Genomic DNA, 18,395 nt, shown 5'->3' on the forward strand with positions numbered 1-18,395 from the left:
TGCAATCAAATCAGCAGCAACTACTTGTTTGTTGCTGCACAAGCCTCTCAGTGAATGACTATAGTCACAAATTCACACACTGAGAGACCGCTTCTTGAGCGGGGAGATTACCAAATACGAGCACGTTCTTCAGGTGGCAAATAAAGTGCGTCACCCGGCTGAACATCAAATGCTTCGTACCATGCATCGTGGTTTCTAGGGGCGAGCGTTCTAAATTTACCCGGTGCATGTGTGCCGCCACGAAGTCTATTTAGCATGCTTTCTTCAGTACGTTTAATACGCCAAACTTGTGCCCAAGCTAAAAAGAAACGTTGGTCGCCGGTTAAGCCATCTAAAATTGGTGCTTCTTCACCATTAAGACTTAACTTATAAGCATGGTAAGCCATGGCTAAGCCACCTACATCACCAATATTTTCACCTAAACTATTTTTACCATTTACAAAATTACCCTCAATTGGTTCGTATTTTGAATATTGGTCAACTAGAATTTGCGTTCTTTCTTCAAAGGCAGCACGGTCTTCATCTGTCCACCAATTACGCTGAACACCTTTCGCATCTGATTTAGAGCCTTGGTCATCAAATCCATGACCCATTTCGTGGCCAATTACCGCGCCTATTGCGCCATAGTTAACCGCTGGATCGGCATTAGGGTCAAAGAATGGTGCCTCTAGAATCGCTGCAGGAAATACGATTTCATTGTAAGACGGATTATAGTAGGCGTTCACACGTTGAGGCGGCATAAACCAATCATCTCTGTTTGTTTTAACGTTTTCATCAGCAATACTTTTTGCACGGAAAAACTGACGTATATTTTTTATATTCCCGACTAAATCGTCGGCAGATAAGCTTAAACCTTCAAATGATTCCCATACATCTGGGTAGCCAATTTTAGGTACAAAGGCCTGAAGTTTCTCTTTCGCATTTACTTTAGTTTCTTCTCCCATCCAGTCTAAATTAGTAATCCGTTCATCTAGAGCTGTACGTAAGTTTTCTACTAGCTCTACCATTTTTTCTTTTGAGCTTTCAGGGAAGTGACGGTCTACGTATACTTTACCAAGAGCGAAACCTAAAGAACTTGTACCAGACATTGCTCCAATAGCTCGCTTCCATCTGTCACGAGGAGTCTGTTGGCCACTTAAGGTCGTACCATAAAAATCAAAGTTAGCGGCATATATTTCCTCCGACAAAAGACCTGCATTGCCTGAAATCAAGTGGTAACGTAAATAATCCTTCCAGACGTCTAATGATTCATTGTTAATCAGTGTAATCATGTCGTTTACTGGTTGAGGGTTAGAAATATTCAAACTCTTCGCTTCATAACCCAGTTGTTCAATATATAGATCCCAATTAAACCCAGGATAGGTTTCGTTTAATTCTGCTCGCTCTATTTGGTTGAGGGTTAGGTCACGATTACGACGTTTTTCGCGAGGCCACATAACTTCGGCCATTGCTGTTTCTAGTGCTATAATTTTTGCGGCGCGTTCTTCAGTATTTTCTAGCCCTGCAAATGCAAGCATTGTGGCAATATTGCTTTCATATTCTGCCAAGATTTTACCAAATCGCTCGTTGTCTTCTAAGTAGTATGAACGGTCTGGCAAGCCTAAGCCACCAACTCCAATTGACATCTGGTACGAATTTGGGTCGACTCTATTAATACCCAATCCACCGCCAATTGGCGAATTGGTATTAACCAACCAAGTATTTCCAAACATTTTAGTTAAGCCATCAACATCAGTAATTGCTGATATCTCGTCTAAAGTAGGCTGTATCGGGCTAATGCCTTTTTCGTTTAAAGTATCAATATTCATGTAGGAGTTGTAATAATTCGCAATTAAGCTTTCTTCAAAGTTAAGCTCGCTCTTGGTAGATACATCGTCAATTATCGCCTTTACTCGCTCTTCACTTTTTTCTGCAAGGGCAGCAAAAGCGCCAAAACTAGTTTTATCTGCTGGCATTTCGTAATTTTTATACCAGGTACCACTGGCATACATGAAAAAGTCGTCGCCTGGTTTAATGCTCAAATCGCGAGATTCTAAATCTATACCAAAACTGCCAAGCTCAGGCGCAGCGTTTTCTGCAGTCATGGTAGCTTTTGCCATATCTTCTTGTTGACTGATTGTTGCAGAGTCGGTATTCGTAGGTTTTGAGCATGCACTAAGTGCTAACGCACTGACTATTGCTATTGCGAGTAATGACTTTTTCATGATGGTCCTTCTGTCTTTATATTTGTAGTAAATGTTATGTTGTATTACGAATTGCTTCAGCGTTTATCAGGATGAATATCAAGACGCACGACTGTTTGATTGCGATACCTTAAAAGTAGCAAGCTTACAAATCAAGGTTTATACAAACCTTGTAACAATTTAGATTGTTTTTGTAACAGATTTAAAGATCTAATGATCTTAGGAACTTTCGATTGTATGAATGAATCCTCTAATCTACCTAAATTATGCTTTTTTAAAGGGTAATAAATTTCCAGCATCAATTTGATATTGATTAATTTGAGCTTGCTCTCTTTTGACAAAATCTGCGACAGCGTTATCGAACTCTGGATGAGCCATAGAATGATTAGAAAAACATAACTGAGGTTCAAAGCCTCTGAGAATTTTATGTTCACCTTGCGTGCCTGGATTAAACAGTGGGATATTGTTTTCTATACAAAATTCAATACCTTGATAATAACAGGTTTCAAAGTGCAAACCTGATATCTCAGTGAGTGCACCCCAGTATCTGCCATATAGCCCCTCTTTATCGTTAAAAAACAACGCACATGCAACGGCCGTTGAGGATTTGTAAGCAAGCACCAAGAGTATATTTTGTGGCATGCTTTCAATTAGCGATTCAAAAAAGGATTTATTTAGATAACCGCCATGACCGCTGCGTTTCATGTAAGTTTTTTGATAACACTGATAAAACACGTCGAGATGGTCAGTTTTTATGGAAGGACCCTCAATTCGGCGCATGCTTATGCCTGCATCGACTAGACTTTTGCGCTCTTTATTAATTGTTTTGCGCCTTCGAGCGGTCATTAAACCAAGGAACTCGCTAAAATCTTTGTATTGTTTGTTAAACCAATAAAATTGTACAGAACGTCGTTGATAAAAATTTTGCTCATGTAATGAGTCAGAATAAGCTTGTTGAGTAAACAAAAAATGCATAGAAGAAATATCTAGCTTTTTCATTATCTGTGCTTTATTTACTTGCCAAAATGATAATAAATCTTGCTCACAAACATCAGCTCTCACTAATACACGAGCGCCTGGCACAGGTGTAAACGGGATGGCATTTATCCATTTTGGGTAATAGCCTAAACCATGTTGTTGGTATGCATGAGCCCAGCTATGGTCGAAAACATATTCACCATAGGAGTGTTGCTTCAAATATCCTGGAATAAACGCAATAATTTGGTCATCATCGTGTATAACAATATGTTTAGCTTGCCAACCACTGTTAGCACCTACACATTCGTTTGTTTCTAACGCGAGTAAAAAAGAATAGCTTAAAAAAGGAGTTTGGCAGCCTAGTGTTGGCAGGGATATTAAACCAGATATTGAATCTGCACTAATTGTTGCTATGCTATCGACGGTTTTCCATTGCCAATTCATGTGCTATTGCCTAATTGCAAAAAAGATAAAAGAAGAGGGCCCAAGGTATGAGCACTATCATTATGCGTTAATTGATATTAAGCACAAGCAGGGAATATGGATCAAGAGCAAATTAAAGAAATAAATAATGTGATAACGCGATTTTTAGCGCGCAGGGAATATAGCGCGTTTGAATTAAAACAAAAGCTTGCTCAACGTGGTTTTGACGCCAAAAATGTTGACAAGCAATTGGACTTATTTATACAAAAGAAACTTCAATCAGATAGACGTTACGCACAAAGTGTTGTTCGAATAGGCTACATGAACGGCAAGGGGCCTCGATATATAGAACAAAAACTAAAGCAACAACAGATAGATGAATCTTTGTATCAAAGCTATATGTTTTCCGAAGAGTTTGATTGGTTTGCAAAAGCTAGCGAAGTTCGCTTAAAAAAATATGGTGATATACAAGTTATAGACTTCAAGGTAAAACAAAAGCAAATGCGCTTTTTGCAATCACGTGGTTTTGACTTAGAACAAATTAAAGAAGCCTTTACTTAGCCATTGTTTTTGGCATCAATAGACTTAATTTTTATATGCTTTTCTGCTATCTTTGCGGGCTTTGTTAATATAAAACCTTAATTGCTTTTATTTAATGCATTTTTTGAAGATGCCATGACATACCCAAGCTTAGGCTGAATAGGAAATTAGATGACTCGTTCTACCGCTGATATTAGACGCGCTTTTCTCGACTTTTTTGCAAATAATCAACATCAAGAAGTTGCGACTTCTTCGTTAGTTCCTCACGACGATCCCACCTTATTGTTCACCAATGCAGGTATGAATCAGTTTAAAGACGTGTTTTTGGGAACTGAAAAAAGAGCCTACACCCGAGCTGTTTCATCTCAACGCTGTGTAAGAGCTGGCGGTAAACATAATGATTTAGACAATGTTGGCTATACAGCGCGACATCATACTTTTTTCGAAATGCTTGGGAATTTCAGTTTTGGCGATTATTTTAAGCAAGAAGCAATTCAATTTGCATGGACTTTCCTGACTAAAGAGTTAGCTTTACCAAAGGATAAATTGTTGGTAACAGTTTACCATGAAGACGAAGAAGCCTATCAAATATGGGAAAAAGAAATAGGCCTGCCGGCTGAACGAATTATTCGCATAGCCACTTCAGATAACTTTTGGTCAATGGGTGATACCGGTCCTTGTGGCCCATGTTCGGAAATCTTTTATGACCATGGTGAGCATATATGGGGAGGGCCTCCAGGTTCACCTGAAGAAGATGGTGATCGCTTTATTGAAATATGGAACTTGGTTTTCATGCAATACAATCGCCAAGCAAATGGTGATATGCAAAATTTGCCTAAACCGTCGATAGATACTGGTATGGGGCTAGAGCGAATATCTGCTATCTTGCAAAATGTGCACAGCAATTATGAAATTGACTTGTTCCAAGCGTTAATAAAATCTTCTGCTGCTATTGTGGGGACTCAAGACCTCGATAACAAATCTTTACGTGTGATTGCCGATCACATTCGTTCATGTTCCTTTCTAGTATGTGATGGTGTGATGCCCTCGAATGAAGGACGAGGATATGTGCTCAGGCGAATAATTCGTCGTGCAGTCAGGCATGGCTATAAATTAGGAGCAAAGGATATATTCTTCTACAAATTAGTCAGCAGTTTGGTAGACGAAATGGGAGAAGCATATCCAGAGCTTGCGCAGCAACAAGCCATGATAGAAAAAGTATTAAAAGCCGAAGAAGAACAATTTTCCGCGACATTAGAACGAGGCATGTTGATTTTAAACGACGCCTTGTCAAAACTTGAAGGAAAGCAAGTACCGGGTGAAGTAGTATTTAAGTTGTACGACACTTATGGATTTCCGGCTGACTTGACCAATGATGTTGCAAGAGAACAAGGATTTACTATTGATGAAGCTGGTTTTGATAAAGCCATGCAAGCGCAAAAAGAGTTGGCGCAATCTTCAAGTAAATTTGGCGCTGATTATAATAACTTGTTGCAATTAGATCATGAGAGCGAGTTTACTGGCTATGATGCATTGACCGGTTCTGCAAAAGTGCTTGATTTGTTAGTTGATCAAAAATCGGTGACTGAAGCATCAAACACCCATGTTTTAGTCGTGGTGGACAAAACCCCGTTTTACGCAGAATCGGGTGGTCAGGTAGGCGATACCGGGTTCATTGAATATGATGGTGCGACCGCTCTTGTTGCCGATACGCAAAAAGTGTCAGGAGCAGTAGTGCATAGTGTAAAATTAAACGAACAAAGCATAAAAGTAGGGCAAAATATAGAATTGACGGTAGACCGTGCAAGACGTCAAGCCATAAAATTAAATCATAGCGCAACTCACCTTTTGCATGCTGCATTGCGTAATTTATTGGGCGAACATGTTACTCAAAAAGGGTCGTTGGTCGACGCTGAAAAATTACGATTTGATTTTTCACACTTTGAAAGCATCAGTGACGTTCAGTTAACAGAAATTGAAAACGTGGTGAATCAACAAATTCGACATAACCTTGCGCTGCAAACAAAATTAATGCCATTAGAGCAGGCCAAAGATGCTGGCGCAATGGCATTATTTGGTGAAAAATATGAGGATGAAGTGCGAGTTGTTAGTATGGGAGGGGTGCAAGACGAATTTGCCGCTGAGTCGTTTTCCGTAGAGTTATGTGGTGGTACTCATGTCGAAAGAACGGGCGATATTGGCTTGTTTAAAATTGTCTCTGAAGGTGGTATTTCTTCAGGTGTGCGCCGATTAGAAGCGATTACCGGTCAGTCTGCAATAGACTTTGTTCGTCAGGAGTCTGAAACATTGTTCGGCATTGCGAGTTTAGTAAAAGCTGATAAGGCTAGTGTGCTTAAGAAAACAGAACAGCTTGTACAACAGCTCAAACAAAGTGAAAAAAGCCTTGTTGCTTTGCAACAGCAACTAAGCGGACAAAAATCGAAAGATTTAATTAACGAAGTACAAGACATTAATGGCCTTAGCGTGCTTGTTAAACGACTCGAGGATGCAGATCCAAAATCATTGCGCAATATGGTAGACGACCTCAAAGTTCAAATAAAATCAGGTGTAATTGTACTAGGCTTGGGTAAAGCCGACAAAGTGAGTTTGATTGTTGGTGTAACCAAAGATATGACAAAAAAAGTTCAAGCTGGCAAATTGGTTAGCTATTTAGCTAGTCAAGTTGGAGGTAAAGGTGGCGGTCGTCCCGATATGGCGCAAGCGGGAGGAAGTGATGTAGCGTCATTGGACAATGCTTTAGCGTCAGTTTCTACTTGGATACAAAATGAGATCTAAGCATTTTGCATGCTTGGATTCATTTTTTTATACAAAAAGTTTTACTAGGTTGTTGTTAAGCATAAGTTTATTTGTATATACTGTAGCGAAGTGCGGTTGACTGTCTTATACTGAATATTCTAAGACAAAGCAGTTGTCTATATTTGCATAGCATTTGTTCATAAAATATAGCAACTAATGGTTCACACAATAGGAGCAATAAATGCTAATTCTTACTCGTCGCGTAGGTGAAACCTTAATGGTAGGAGACAACGTAACGGTCACTGTTCTTGGGGTTAAAGGAAACCAAGTGCGAATTGGTGTTAATGCGCCAAAAGATGTGTCCGTTCATCGCGAAGAAATCTATATGAGGATCCAAGCTGAAAAGGGTAATGGTAATTTAGCTGATAGCTAAATACTTTTTCTGCGAAATAATAGCTGAATAATGAAAGCTCGTATATGCGAGCTTTTTTCATTTTTATGGGTTTTTGTTTAAAAAATTAGCGATTGCTAAAATGTGACCAAAAAACCATTGACTTACAGCCTTGATTGAGTAAACTTGCGCTCCACAATTTAGGAGAGGTGGCCGAGTGGCTGAAGGCGCTCCCCTGCTAAGGGAGTATAGGGTTTGTAGCCCTATCGAGGGTTCGAATCCCTCTCTCTCCGCCATTTGTGACTTTTTAAAAGATTGCGCGTGCGTAGCTCAGCTGGATAGAGTACCTGGCTACGAACCAGGCGGTCGGAGGTTCGAATCCTTCCGCACGCGCCAACTTTTATCAAAACCGTTTTTGCGCGTGCGTAGCTCAGCTGGATAGAGTACCTGGCTACGAACCAGGCGGTCGGAGGTTCGAATCCTTCCGCACGCGCCACTTAATTAAACCACCTTACTTGGGTGGTTTTTTTATGCCCGTTTATTTACCCTAGTATTTAGGCATTTATAAACAATTTATAAACGCTCAATCTTGTGCGCTTATTTATTCAGATTTATTGCATAAAAAGAGCGTTTACGATAAAATTTTTGCATAGTGGCGTTGATCATGTTTTTGTTAAGCAGGTATTTTCGTTGTGTTTTGACATATGGCATGATACTTAACACTAGCAGTACAGAAGATGATTAATTCAATAGGATAAAAATGACAGAGCAACTATTAGAAGCCGGTGTATTATTAGCAGTAGGAATGTGTGTGGTTTTTGCATTTCTGACCATGTTAATAGGTGGTATTCATTCTATAGCGTGGTTTGCATCTAAATTTCCTGATGAATCATTAGCTACTAATGCACATAAAACGACATATAAAAATAATAATACCAACCAAACACCTACGACAGTCGATCCGATTATTGCTGCGGCCATAACAGGGGCCATACACGCGCACAGAAGCCACAAGAATTAAGATATAGGGAAAAACATAATGTCGACACAGTTGAAAATCACTGAATTAGCTTTCCGTGATGCACATCAGTCTTTGCTAGCTACACGCCTTAGAATAGAAGATATGCTGCCTATAGCTGAGAAGTTAGATAAAGCTGGTTATTGGTCAATGGAGTCCTGGGGTGGTGCAACATTTGATGCATGTATTAGGTATTTAGGGGAGGACCCTTGGGAACGCATTAGAGCCATCAAAAAAGCCATGCCTAATACTAAGCAGCAAATGTTATTACGGGGACAAAACCTGTTAGGTTATCGGCACTATGCCGATGATGTTGTCACTAAATTTGTAGAGCGAGCACATGTTAATGGCGTTGACGTGTTCCGAATTTTTGATGCCATGAATGATGTGCGTAACTTAACTACCGCGGTTAAAGCTGCAAAAAGTGTTGGTGCGCATGCACAAGGCACACTGGCATACACAATAAGCCCCGTACATACACTCTCTTTTTGGCTTGATATGGCAAAAAAGCTCGAAGATATGGGCGTCGATTCTATTTGTATTAAAGATATGGCGGGTTTGTTAAAGCCCTATGATTGTGAAGAACTCATAACGGAGCTCAAATCATTTTTAAAAATACCCATTGCAATGCAGTGTCATGCGACCACTGGTTTAAGTACAGCTACTTATCAAAAAGCGATTGACGCGGGTATCGACATGCTAGATACCGCAATAAGCCCAATGAGTATGACATACGGGCACTCAGCGACTGAAACTATCGCCGCAATTGTTGAAGGGACCGCACGAGACACTAAACTAGATAAGCCGCTAATGGCAGAAGCAGCCAGCTACTTTAGAGATATTCGACAAAAGTATGCGCAATTTGAAGGCAGCTTAAAAGGCGTTGATGCAAGAATTTTAACTGCGCAAGTTCCAGGTGGCATGCTTACCAATATGGAAAGCCAGTTAAAAGAGCAGGGTGCAGAGGATAAATTTGACGAGGTTCTGAAAGAAATACCGCGTGTTCGCGAAGATTTAGGTTTTATTCCTTTAGTAACACCAACATCTCAAATTGTAGGTACGCAAGCGGTTATCAATGTGCTTACTGGCGAACGTTATAAGTCCATTTCGAAAGAAACGGCAGGCGTATTAAAAGGTGAATATGGAGCGACTGCTGGTGCTGTAAATAAAGAACTACAAGCGCGTGTTTTAGCCGGTGATAAAATGATTGAATGTCGCCCAGCAGATTTAATCGATGCAGAGCTACCCGATTTAGAAAAAGCGCTAGAAGGCTTGGCTCAAGAAAAATCTTTGCGTCTAGCAGAAGATAAAGTAGACGATGTTTTAACTTATGCTTTATTCCCTCAAATTGGTCTTAAATTCATTGAAAACAGAGACAATCCTAGCGCTTTTGAGCCAGCGCCTAGTAGTGCAAAATCGAGCGAGGTTGTTGCTGAAGAACTTACGCCTATAGCCGGCGATGCTGTTGTTTACAATGTAAGTGTAAAGGGTGAAAGCTATCAGGTGGCAGTAACCGAGGCCGGCGATATTCAGCAGATAGTTCCAGTAAATTTGGCGACACCGACCAATCAGAATGCCCATGCAGCCGCACAAACCCCAGCACCTAGTGTTAACAGTACAGAAATTAAAGCGCCTTTGTCCGGAAATATATTTAAAGTTATTGTGCAAGATGGGCAAGCAATAAACGAAGGTGATGTGATTGTTATTTTAGAAGCCATGAAAATGGAAACTGAAGTGCGTAGTACAGTCAGTGGCACTGTGACCCAAATTGGCGTTAGCGAAGGCGATTCAGTGCAGTTAGGCCAGACCTTGATGTTGGTGGGCTAATAACATGGAAAAGTTACTAATATTGTGGGAAAGCACTTCTATACCTCACTTTGAAGCTGGTCAATTAGTTATGATGGCAGTGGGCTTAGGTTTACTTTATTTAGCAATTGTTAAAAAGTTTGAACCTTTGTTGCTATTACCGATTGGTTTCGGCGCGTTGTTGACTAACATTCCACTTGCCGGATTTAGCGAAGCTGGTGGTTTATTGCACTACATTTATTATGTGGGTGTCGATACTGGAATATTCCCATTATTAATATTTATGGGTGTAGGGGCAATGACTGATTTTGGCGCGCTTATTGCCAACCCTCGCATGTTATTGCTTGGCGCTGCCGCTCAATTTGGCATATTTACCACATTGTTTGGTGCCATTTTGCTTAATGGCTTACCCGGATTTGAGTTTACACTGCAAGATGCGTCTGCAATAGCGATTATTGGCGGTGCAGATGGCCCAACGGCTATTTTCTTGGCGTCTAAACTTGCACCAGAATTACTTGGTGCCATCGCCGTGGCAGCATATTCCTACATGGCATTGGTACCTATCATTCAACCGCCCATTATGAAGGCCCTAACCACGCCTGAAGAACGTAAACTCGAAATGAAGCAGTTGCGGGTTGTGTCACAACGAGAAAAAATTCTCTTTCCTTTAGCTGTATTAATATTGACCCTCATATTTTTGCCTTCAGCAACGCCGCTAGTAGGGATGTTTTGTTTTGGTAATTTGTTGAAAGAAAGCGGTGTGGTTGAACGTTTAAGTTATACCGCTCAAAATTCGTTGATAAATACCGTCACCATATTTTTAGGGTTAGCGGTAGGCTCAAAACTATCTTCTGATGCTTTTTTGACGGTCGAAACCCTCGGAATTTTGGCGTTAGGCGCGGTTGCATTTTCAATTGGGACTGCGGCCGGGGTTATTATGGCTAAGGTAATGAACCGTGTAAGCAGCGAAACAATCAATCCTCTAGTAGGTGCTGCTGGTGTGTCTGCCGTACCAATGGCTGCACGTGTGGTAAACAAGGTGGGTCTTGAAGCCAATCCGCATAACTTCTTACTTATGCATGCTATGGGGCCAAATGTTGCCGGCGTATTAGGTAGTGCCGTTGCTGCGGGTATACTTTTGGCATTAGTAGGCTAATAAACGCTAGTGGGTCGTTAATTTAATATTGGTCTAATACTTGCTTCTACAGCATTAATCTTTCAAATTTTGAGAACGGTTAATGCGTTTTATAGTTCAGTTCAAGAATTTTTCTTTAGCGTGTATTGTGACGATGCTTCTGTGTAATTCGTCTCATGTGTTTGCACAAAATATTGAAAATGCTTCTCGATATGAACAGAATTCCGAATTAATTGTTAGTATTCGCCTGAGTAAATATAAGTTGGGTGATGCAATAGCTCTGTACCGAGACAATCAACTATATTTTGATTTAGAAGAATTAACATCTATCTTAGAGTTTCCCATTAACCGCGAAGGAAACCAACTTAAAGGTTGGTTTGCCAGCGAAGATAATATATTTGAACTCACTTTACCCGGAACTGATGATGGCGCTCGTTTATCCTTAAAAGATTCGCTTGAAAAGCAATTTTCATCTAAAGATATCTTTGTAGACAATGGCATATACTATGTGTCCATTCAATTTTTAAACGAAAGCTTTCAGTTAAACCCAGAGGTAGATCTAGAGAATCTCAATGTAAGTCTTAAACCTGGTATCACTTTGCCAATACAACAAAGACTTGCGCGTCGAAGCAATACAGGGTTTTTCCGAAAAAGCTCTTCAGACGTCATTTACCCAGAGTTACGCTCAGGCTATAGAATACTATCTCCGCAGTCCTTAGATATCGTTTTAGATGCTAACTTCTCAGAAAATGACAACTCTCAACGCTACTCAATTCTGGGCGGCCGGGATGTCGGGTTGACTAACATGCGATTTTTCTTGTCTGGATTTAATGACGACCTTTTAGTGAACTCTAGAGTTAGTTTTTCACGCGAATCTTTAAAAGCTGATTTACTTGGTCCATTGAGAGCTAGTCAAATTGTTGTAGGCGATGTCACACCTACCAGAATTCCTGGGCAACGCACTGCTAACCAAGGTCGAGGAATTTACATTTCTAACAAAAGATTGGGTCGAAACAACGATTTTGATGTAACTACCTTAGCCGGTGAAATTCAAGCTGATTGGGATGTTGAACTATACCGTAATGGGATATTAATTGATAGACAAGTTAATGTACAATCTGGTCGCTATGAGTTTAATGACATTCCTTTAGTCACCGGCGACAACAGTTTAGAGTTACGATTTTTTGGCCCACAAGGGCAACGTTATAGCGAAGTGGTAGAGAAAGTGGTAGACAGAGCATTGCTTAATCAGAAGCGTCTTGGATATGAGTTTTCGATATCACAGATTGGAACGTCTTTACTGGGACAAGAAACTGGAAACTCAGACGAAAGTGATGGCGGTATAAGTATTAACGGTAAATACGGTTATGGTTTATCTGATAGCCTGCGTTTATCTTTAGGGCATACTTCTATACTCAATACCGACAATAATATTAATTTACTTTCAGCTGGGGTAGACACTAAATTTTCAGATGCACTATTAGGTAGCTTAGAAACGGCAGTCGGAGACAATGGAGCAGTATTTGTCAACTCATCACTGCGAAGTCGTTTGTTTGGTCAGAACTTAAGATTGAGTTACAACTATAGGAAAGACTCCGAAGATGCTTCAGCAATCAATTTATTCCGTTTTATCAATGACGGCAAATTGGGTGAAAACGGCCGAATCAATTACCTAAATGAAATTGAATATCAAAAACAAGACGAAGATACATTTGCGCGGATATCCAATCAAATTGGCACAAGAATAGGTGGCGCACGACTAAATCATAGTATTGGCTTTAATCAACGTGAAACAGCAACCGAGTCCTCTCAATTTATTGATGGTAACATTGGTCTCGATTTTAGTGTGGGTCCTGCATTTTTCCGTTTAGCAAGTAATTACTCAGATATTGATGGTTTTGGTATTGATTCAGTCTTGGCCGAGGCAGACTGGCGCATTAATGAAAACTACTCTAGCAACTTTCGTTATACCAAAACGCTCGATAGCGACCGTGATAGGTATCAATTTGGCGTGGAATACAAGCACGATTATCTATATTTGGGCTTGAACTCTTTCTATGATGAATCGGCAAACTGGAATGTTGGCCTTACTGCTAGAATGAGCCTGGGCTATGAAGATGGTGATGATTTAGTGTATGCCTCCAATCGCTCAATGGTGACGCGTGGTGTCATATTTGTTCGAGCCTTTGAAGATGTAAATGCTAATTTCGAATATGATGAGGGAGAGCCTTTGCTTGAAAACATCAAATTTGTTGCAAACCAAGGGGGAAGCCGAGGCGAAACCAATGGCATTGGTGTGGCAATGTTGCAAGGTTTAGCAGACCAAGTACAAACAGATATTACCTTTGACAGTAGGTCTATTGGTGACCCATTTATCCAGCCATGGCTTCAAGGTATTTCCATAACGCCGCGCTATGGTTTATCTCAAACCATCGATTTCCCGTTCGTACAAGTCACGGAAGTTGATGGCTTTGCTAGAGCGGTAAAAGAAGATGGGTCGACAATTGACTTAAAAGGAGCTTCTGTCAAATTAGAAAATATACAAAGTGGCAACGTGTACACTGCTTTGTCCTCTTTTGATGGTTTCTTTTATTTTGAAGGGGTGCTTCCGGGTAGGTATAAAATGTCTTTTTCTGACAGTACGAATCGTCGTTACAAACTAAAGCCACTTGAGCCTGTCGAAATTAATATTAAAGTGGGCGAAGAGTATCTTGCTGATCAAATATTACTTGCACAGCAAATGTCGGAGTATAATGGTTATTTTGTTAGTCATGGCGCTTTTCCAAGAAAAGCACTGGCGATGTTATTTGCAAAATCCATAAAACAAAAGAATCCAAGCTTAAATCTGCACATCGTCGATGATTTGACAGAAAATCAGTATTCAGTGGTGTCAGGATATTTCACGGTGGCTAATAATGCAGAACAATGGTGCGAAAACATTGCATTAGATTTGGAATGCTTAGTTTTAACAAAGTCATTTCTTCAATAGAAAGCGAGTAGTTTTATTAAGCAAGATTATTAGTTAAATAGCTAAGTGCGGCTCAGGCATTCATTCATATTCCCTCCTTTTATAAGCAAAGCAAAGTCTTTTTGAGCGAACCCACATTTAATACACTATTTTGGCACCAAACTTGAATACAAATACCTGAAATGTAATCAATAGCTACATCATGTCAATCAAATGGCGGATTTATGAAAAAAAATATTGTACTAAATAATCATCATTCTTTATTAAGCCGTTATTTCCATAATAGTTCTTCCAATAATGGCTTTTTACTTAAACCTATTCGGCTCTGCATTATGTCGGTTTGTTTTGTTTCTCTAGCTGGGTGTTTTTCATTTGGTAACTCTGAAACTGCCGCTCCGGATAAAACACGCAATTCTCAGCTTTATGTCGAGCAATCAAGAACTATCGAAAAGCTTAATCAAAAAATTGAAGACATAAACAAATTAGAAGCTGAAATAGCTAGGCTTGCAAAGTATGAATCTGAATTTTCTTATATGTTTGAACAATTGAATGCACTAAATAGCCCAATAAATAGTGCAAGTTTTTCAAATACAAAAAGCGCTGACCTAATTAGTCAACCTATGGATAACTTAATAAGCACTAATCAAACACAAATGGATGTGCAGCAAGGGGATAGTTCCGAAATAGGTCAAGTATTTAAAACGAATCAAAAGACTGCAGTTGTGCCTAGTTATACTAGCTCAAAAATTGATACTAGCTCGGTAGAAGTTGGCGTAGCTGACAACAAATTTAAATCTATTGCTCAAACCTCAGTGCAAACCAATGAGACAATTGATGCAAAGTTCGCTTCTTTAGGCGCAAGTCCGCAAGCACAACCAGCCTCAATACAAGGTAGGTCAAGTTTTTCGAGTAATATTAATAATGACAACTGCAAAACTATCTCTGGAAGGTTTGCATTGCACTTAGTTAGTTATAGCTCTGCGGCTAAAGCAAATAATGGATGGAAAGACCTTAACAACAAGATAGCCGATATTACTTGCGATAGAAGTGCACGCATACAAAAAGTATATGTTAATAACAAAACGTTTTATAGCGTACGGGTGGGTCCATATGATTCAGATAAAGACGCTCGAGCTGTGTGTTCGCTAATTGCAAAACGGGGTCATTATTGTGGTGTTAGTGAGTATGTTGGCAATGCAATTTAAATATTTAACATATTGTTCCTGTTTATTGGCAGCGATAATTAGCAAAAGCGTAATCGCTGACAGCACACTTGTTAGAACAATTGATTTTGGCACGATAGTGGTGCTGGATAATAGTTCTGTACAAAGTATAGAAATGGATAGATTTGGTGCGTTCACTTTCTCGTCAGGAATTCGGCCGATTGCAATTGGCGAGGCTGGTCTAATAGAAATTACCGATTATGCCCCGGGTACTACCTTTATAGTAAGCGCGAGTATTACACAATCTGGAACAAGTTCTCCTTTAATATCGCTTGAGCATTTTGAGTTATACGCAATAGATGTACCCAGTTCATTAGTCGTGCCTGGAACAGGTATTGCCGAACTAAGGTTTGGCGGCTCTATCAGAACTAGCGGTAGCGGCTCAGAAGCCTTCACAGACACTACATTTACGTCAAGAGTTAGATTTACCCTAAATTTTTAATAAGAGGTTTTTATGTCATTTAAATCAGTATTTGTTTTATTTCTGATTAGTATTATTAGTTTTCATACACATAGTAAGTTATTAATTTCGCCTACTCGTGTTGTGTTTGAAGAAAACGAGCGAACGGAAGAAATTGTATTGATCAATACTTCTACACAAGAACTAACCTACCGTTTAGAGTGGGTCGATAAATTTGCTTTACCTAACGGCGGCTATCAAGATGTTGAAAGTACTGGGCAAGCTTTTGAGCACTCTGCAGCAGATATGATTCGATTTTCGCCTCGACAAGTTAGACTGAAGCCAGGTGAAAGGCAACTCATTAAGTTATTAGCTAGAAGGAGCTCGAGTAACAGCAAGGCAGAATACCGCTCTCACCTAAAATTTATGGTAATACCGCCAGAGGCCACCGTAGAAGAGGCACCAACTGAAGGTATTAGTATGCAACTGAACTTATTTATGAACTACACTGTTCCTGTGATGTTACGCACATCAGAAAATAATGCAGAGATAAAAATTACAGGTGCTTCGTTGCGAAAACGACCGGACTCAGAAAAAGTGGTACTTGATGTGGATGTTGAGAGAAAAGGTGATATGAGCTTCTTAGCAAACTTTGAAGTTTATCAAAAAGGAGCAGGTCCAGAACCTATTGGAAGGCTAAATGCGGTTAATTTTTTCAGTGAAATAAATAAAAATTCTAGAGGTATTACTTTGACAGGTTATGATCAAAATATCTCTGGAGACCTTGTTATTCGTGCTGTTGGTGCTGGTGAATACATGTCAGTAACACCTCAAGAATTTGTTTTAAGACAATAATTTGATAATTTTACTAAAGTGACTTTGGGATGTGCCGATACCCAGATTGTAGGCAAAAAGCCGCAATGAAAGAAAATAATTGTATTTTCTGAAAGGCAGAGTTGTCGCGAGGGTTCTTGCGTTGCTGTGTCATTAATTAGTAATATTATGGAGTTAGAACAATGTTCAAACGCAACAAAATTTTATTAGCTGTAACTTCAGCATCTTTGCTAACGGTGTCAGCAGCTTCACAAGCACAAGAAACTGTAACATCACAAGCTACTGTAACAGTGCAAAATGCCTTCGTTTTAACGGAAGTAACGCCACTGTCATTCGGTACTATTAGAGCAGCAGCTCAAGACGATGGTGCAAACGTAGCGTCTATTACAGTTGCCGCAGATGGTACTCCATCAACAAGCGACTCTGATAACAACGCTGCAATAACTGTTATATCACAGGGTGTTCGTGGTGAGTATTCAGTTTCAGGCACCGCACCATTCTCTGCTTTGGAAATCACATTCGAAGCGGCAGATGTTTCATTGTCAAATGCATCTGCTCCTCCAGGAACGCCAGACTTTGAACTTTTACTTGGCGGTTGGGAAGCTGAGATTATTGGTGGCGGTAATGATGGTACTGCTTATTCAAGCGCTGGTGATTTGTTAACCGACGTAAATGGTGATGTTGGGTTCTATGTAGGTGGTGAACTAGCTACTGACAGTGATGCTTCAACAAGTCCTTATATCGATGGTGCTTATACAGGCAACTATGTTGTAGAAGTTAGCTACTAATCGCATTTAAACGTTTAAATGCGTTGAAACGACGTCATTAAAAAAGCCAGCATTGCTGGCTTTTTTGTGTTTTAAAATTAGTTAAACCGTTTCCAATAACTCATATCCGCCTCTCATTGAGGGTGATGAAAGAGGATCGCTTGAAGGAATAGTACATGCACCCAATAAAAACTGCTGTTGAGGGGTAAGTGATTTTAGTTTTTTTGCACCTAGCATTTTACAAAAGTCGAATTGTTGTTTAACCCACCATGCTCTGTAAGTGAGGTTGAATGACCAACCGGGAAAATTTACTTCACTGGCAAAAGTTGCATGATGCAATTGACTGTCAAAAAGAACAAAATCTCCGGGCTTTAAATCGACACTAATTGAATCATCATAAACTTTTTTACTATCTGGGTATTGACCTAAAACGTGTGAACCTGGCCTTACTCTGAGGCCTCCCGTTTGTTTTGTTTTTGCACTAAGTGCTAACACCCCTTGCATCGACCAGCACTCTAATCCTTTTGTCAGTATGCGTGTGTCTACATGGAATGGGAGTGCAGATGTGCCTTCTCTCACATTTGCTTGCCCTAAAATATAATTTGGATGCTTTTCTGGCAATAACCCATAATAGGGGTCGTTCAGAATTGGAATCAGTATTTTTAAATGATCGCCAGCGCTCGCAAGCGTTAAAAAGTCGTCATCATAATTGATGATATTATTGACTAATCGGTCCTCACTAATCATCCTTTGCATGCCAATCGGTGCTTTAGTTTTTCTGCCATTAGCTATCAATTGATCACTAATTTTTCGCGAACGCTTTGCTAACACCAAGGCAACGCTAGGGTCAATATATTGTTTTAAAACACAAAAACCATCGTGCTGTAAACTACAGAGTGATGTTTCTATTTCCGAATCATCTATTGCTCTTGTTTTCATATTTTTCACTTAATATAAAATGTAAATTAAGGT

Annotated in this window: 14 protein-coding genes and 3 tRNA genes; 14 read left to right on the plus strand and 3 right to left on the minus strand. The window is 39.8% G+C overall.

Annotated elements, in window-relative coordinates:
- Window positions 1-107: 107 nt before the first annotated feature.
- Window positions 108-2,204 (minus strand): M13 family metallopeptidase, encoded by a 2,097-nt coding sequence (locus RM552_RS03130; protein ID WP_311367333.1) that lies wholly within the window; start codon window positions 2,202-2,204, stop codon window positions 108-110.
- A 243-nt stretch (window positions 2,205-2,447) separates the two neighbouring features.
- Window positions 2,448-3,605, minus strand: coding sequence for a GNAT family N-acetyltransferase (locus RM552_RS03135; RefSeq protein WP_311367334.1), 1,158 nt, complete (start codon window positions 3,603-3,605; stop codon window positions 2,448-2,450).
- Between the two features lie 96 nt (window positions 3,606-3,701).
- Between RM552_RS03135 and RM552_RS03140 the strand changes: the two genes are divergently transcribed.
- The 14 genes from RM552_RS03140 (at window position 3,702) to RM552_RS03205 (ending at window position 17,444) form a co-directional block, all read left to right on the plus strand.
- Window positions 3,702-4,145 carry a regulatory protein RecX gene (locus RM552_RS03140; RefSeq protein WP_311367335.1) on the plus strand — a complete coding sequence of 148 codons (444 nt, stop codon included), beginning with the start codon at window positions 3,702-3,704 and terminating at the stop codon, window positions 4,143-4,145.
- A 150-nt stretch (window positions 4,146-4,295) separates the two neighbouring features.
- Complete coding sequence (gene alaS, locus RM552_RS03145) at window positions 4,296-6,920, plus strand: alanine--tRNA ligase (protein ID WP_311367336.1); 2,625 nt, start codon at window positions 4,296-4,298, stop codon at window positions 6,918-6,920.
- Window positions 6,921-7,122: 202 nt separating this feature from the next.
- Window positions 7,123-7,314, plus strand: a complete 192-nt coding sequence (gene csrA / locus RM552_RS03150; RefSeq protein ID WP_311367337.1) for a carbon storage regulator CsrA — start codon at window positions 7,123-7,125, stop codon at window positions 7,312-7,314.
- Between the two features lie 161 nt (window positions 7,315-7,475).
- Window positions 7,476-7,568, plus strand: a tRNA-Ser gene (locus RM552_RS03155).
- Between the two features lie 23 nt (window positions 7,569-7,591).
- Window positions 7,592-7,668, plus strand: a tRNA-Arg gene (locus RM552_RS03160).
- A 23-nt stretch (window positions 7,669-7,691) separates the two neighbouring features.
- Window positions 7,692-7,768 (plus strand) — tRNA-Arg (locus RM552_RS03165).
- A gap of 264 nt (window positions 7,769-8,032) precedes the next feature.
- Entirely contained in the window at window positions 8,033-8,293 is a 261-nt protein-coding gene (locus RM552_RS03170; protein WP_311367338.1) for an OadG family protein, read from the plus strand.
- Between the two features lie 18 nt (window positions 8,294-8,311).
- Window positions 8,312-10,117, plus strand: coding sequence for a sodium-extruding oxaloacetate decarboxylase subunit alpha (gene oadA / locus RM552_RS03175; protein WP_311367339.1), 1,806 nt, complete (start codon window positions 8,312-8,314; stop codon window positions 10,115-10,117).
- A gap of 4 nt (window positions 10,118-10,121) precedes the next feature.
- Complete coding sequence (locus tag RM552_RS03180) at window positions 10,122-11,252, plus strand: sodium ion-translocating decarboxylase subunit beta (protein WP_311367340.1); 1,131 nt, start codon at window positions 10,122-10,124, stop codon at window positions 11,250-11,252.
- An 82-nt stretch (window positions 11,253-11,334) separates the two neighbouring features.
- Window positions 11,335-14,220, plus strand: a complete 2,886-nt coding sequence (locus RM552_RS03185) for a carboxypeptidase-like regulatory domain-containing protein (RefSeq protein WP_311367341.1) — start codon at window positions 11,335-11,337, stop codon at window positions 14,218-14,220.
- Window positions 14,221-14,423: 203 nt separating this feature from the next.
- Window positions 14,424-15,404, plus strand: coding sequence for an SPOR domain-containing protein (locus tag RM552_RS03190; RefSeq protein ID WP_311367342.1), 981 nt, complete (start codon window positions 14,424-14,426; stop codon window positions 15,402-15,404).
- A complete protein-coding gene (locus tag RM552_RS03195; RefSeq protein ID WP_311367343.1) occupies window positions 15,394-15,864 on the plus strand; it encodes a hypothetical protein in 471 nt (156 codons plus the stop codon). The genes RM552_RS03190 and RM552_RS03195 overlap by 11 nt, the downstream gene beginning before the upstream one ends.
- Window positions 15,865-15,876: 12 nt before the next feature.
- Complete coding sequence (locus tag RM552_RS03200; protein WP_311367344.1) at window positions 15,877-16,677, plus strand: fimbrial biogenesis chaperone; 801 nt, start codon at window positions 15,877-15,879, stop codon at window positions 16,675-16,677.
- Between the two features lie 161 nt (window positions 16,678-16,838).
- Window positions 16,839-17,444, plus strand: coding sequence for a DUF4402 domain-containing protein (locus tag RM552_RS03205; protein ID WP_311367345.1), 606 nt, complete (start codon window positions 16,839-16,841; stop codon window positions 17,442-17,444).
- Window positions 17,445-17,525: 81 nt separating this feature from the next.
- Here RM552_RS03205 and RM552_RS03210 read toward each other — a convergent pair whose 3' ends face one another.
- Window positions 17,526-18,362, minus strand: a complete 837-nt coding sequence (locus RM552_RS03210; protein WP_311367346.1) for a phytanoyl-CoA dioxygenase family protein — start codon at window positions 18,360-18,362, stop codon at window positions 17,526-17,528.
- Window positions 18,363-18,395 lie beyond the last annotated feature (33 nt).

The organism is Glaciecola petra (assembly GCF_031846345.1).
GTDB lineage: Bacteria > Pseudomonadota > Gammaproteobacteria > Enterobacterales > Alteromonadaceae > Glaciecola > Glaciecola petra.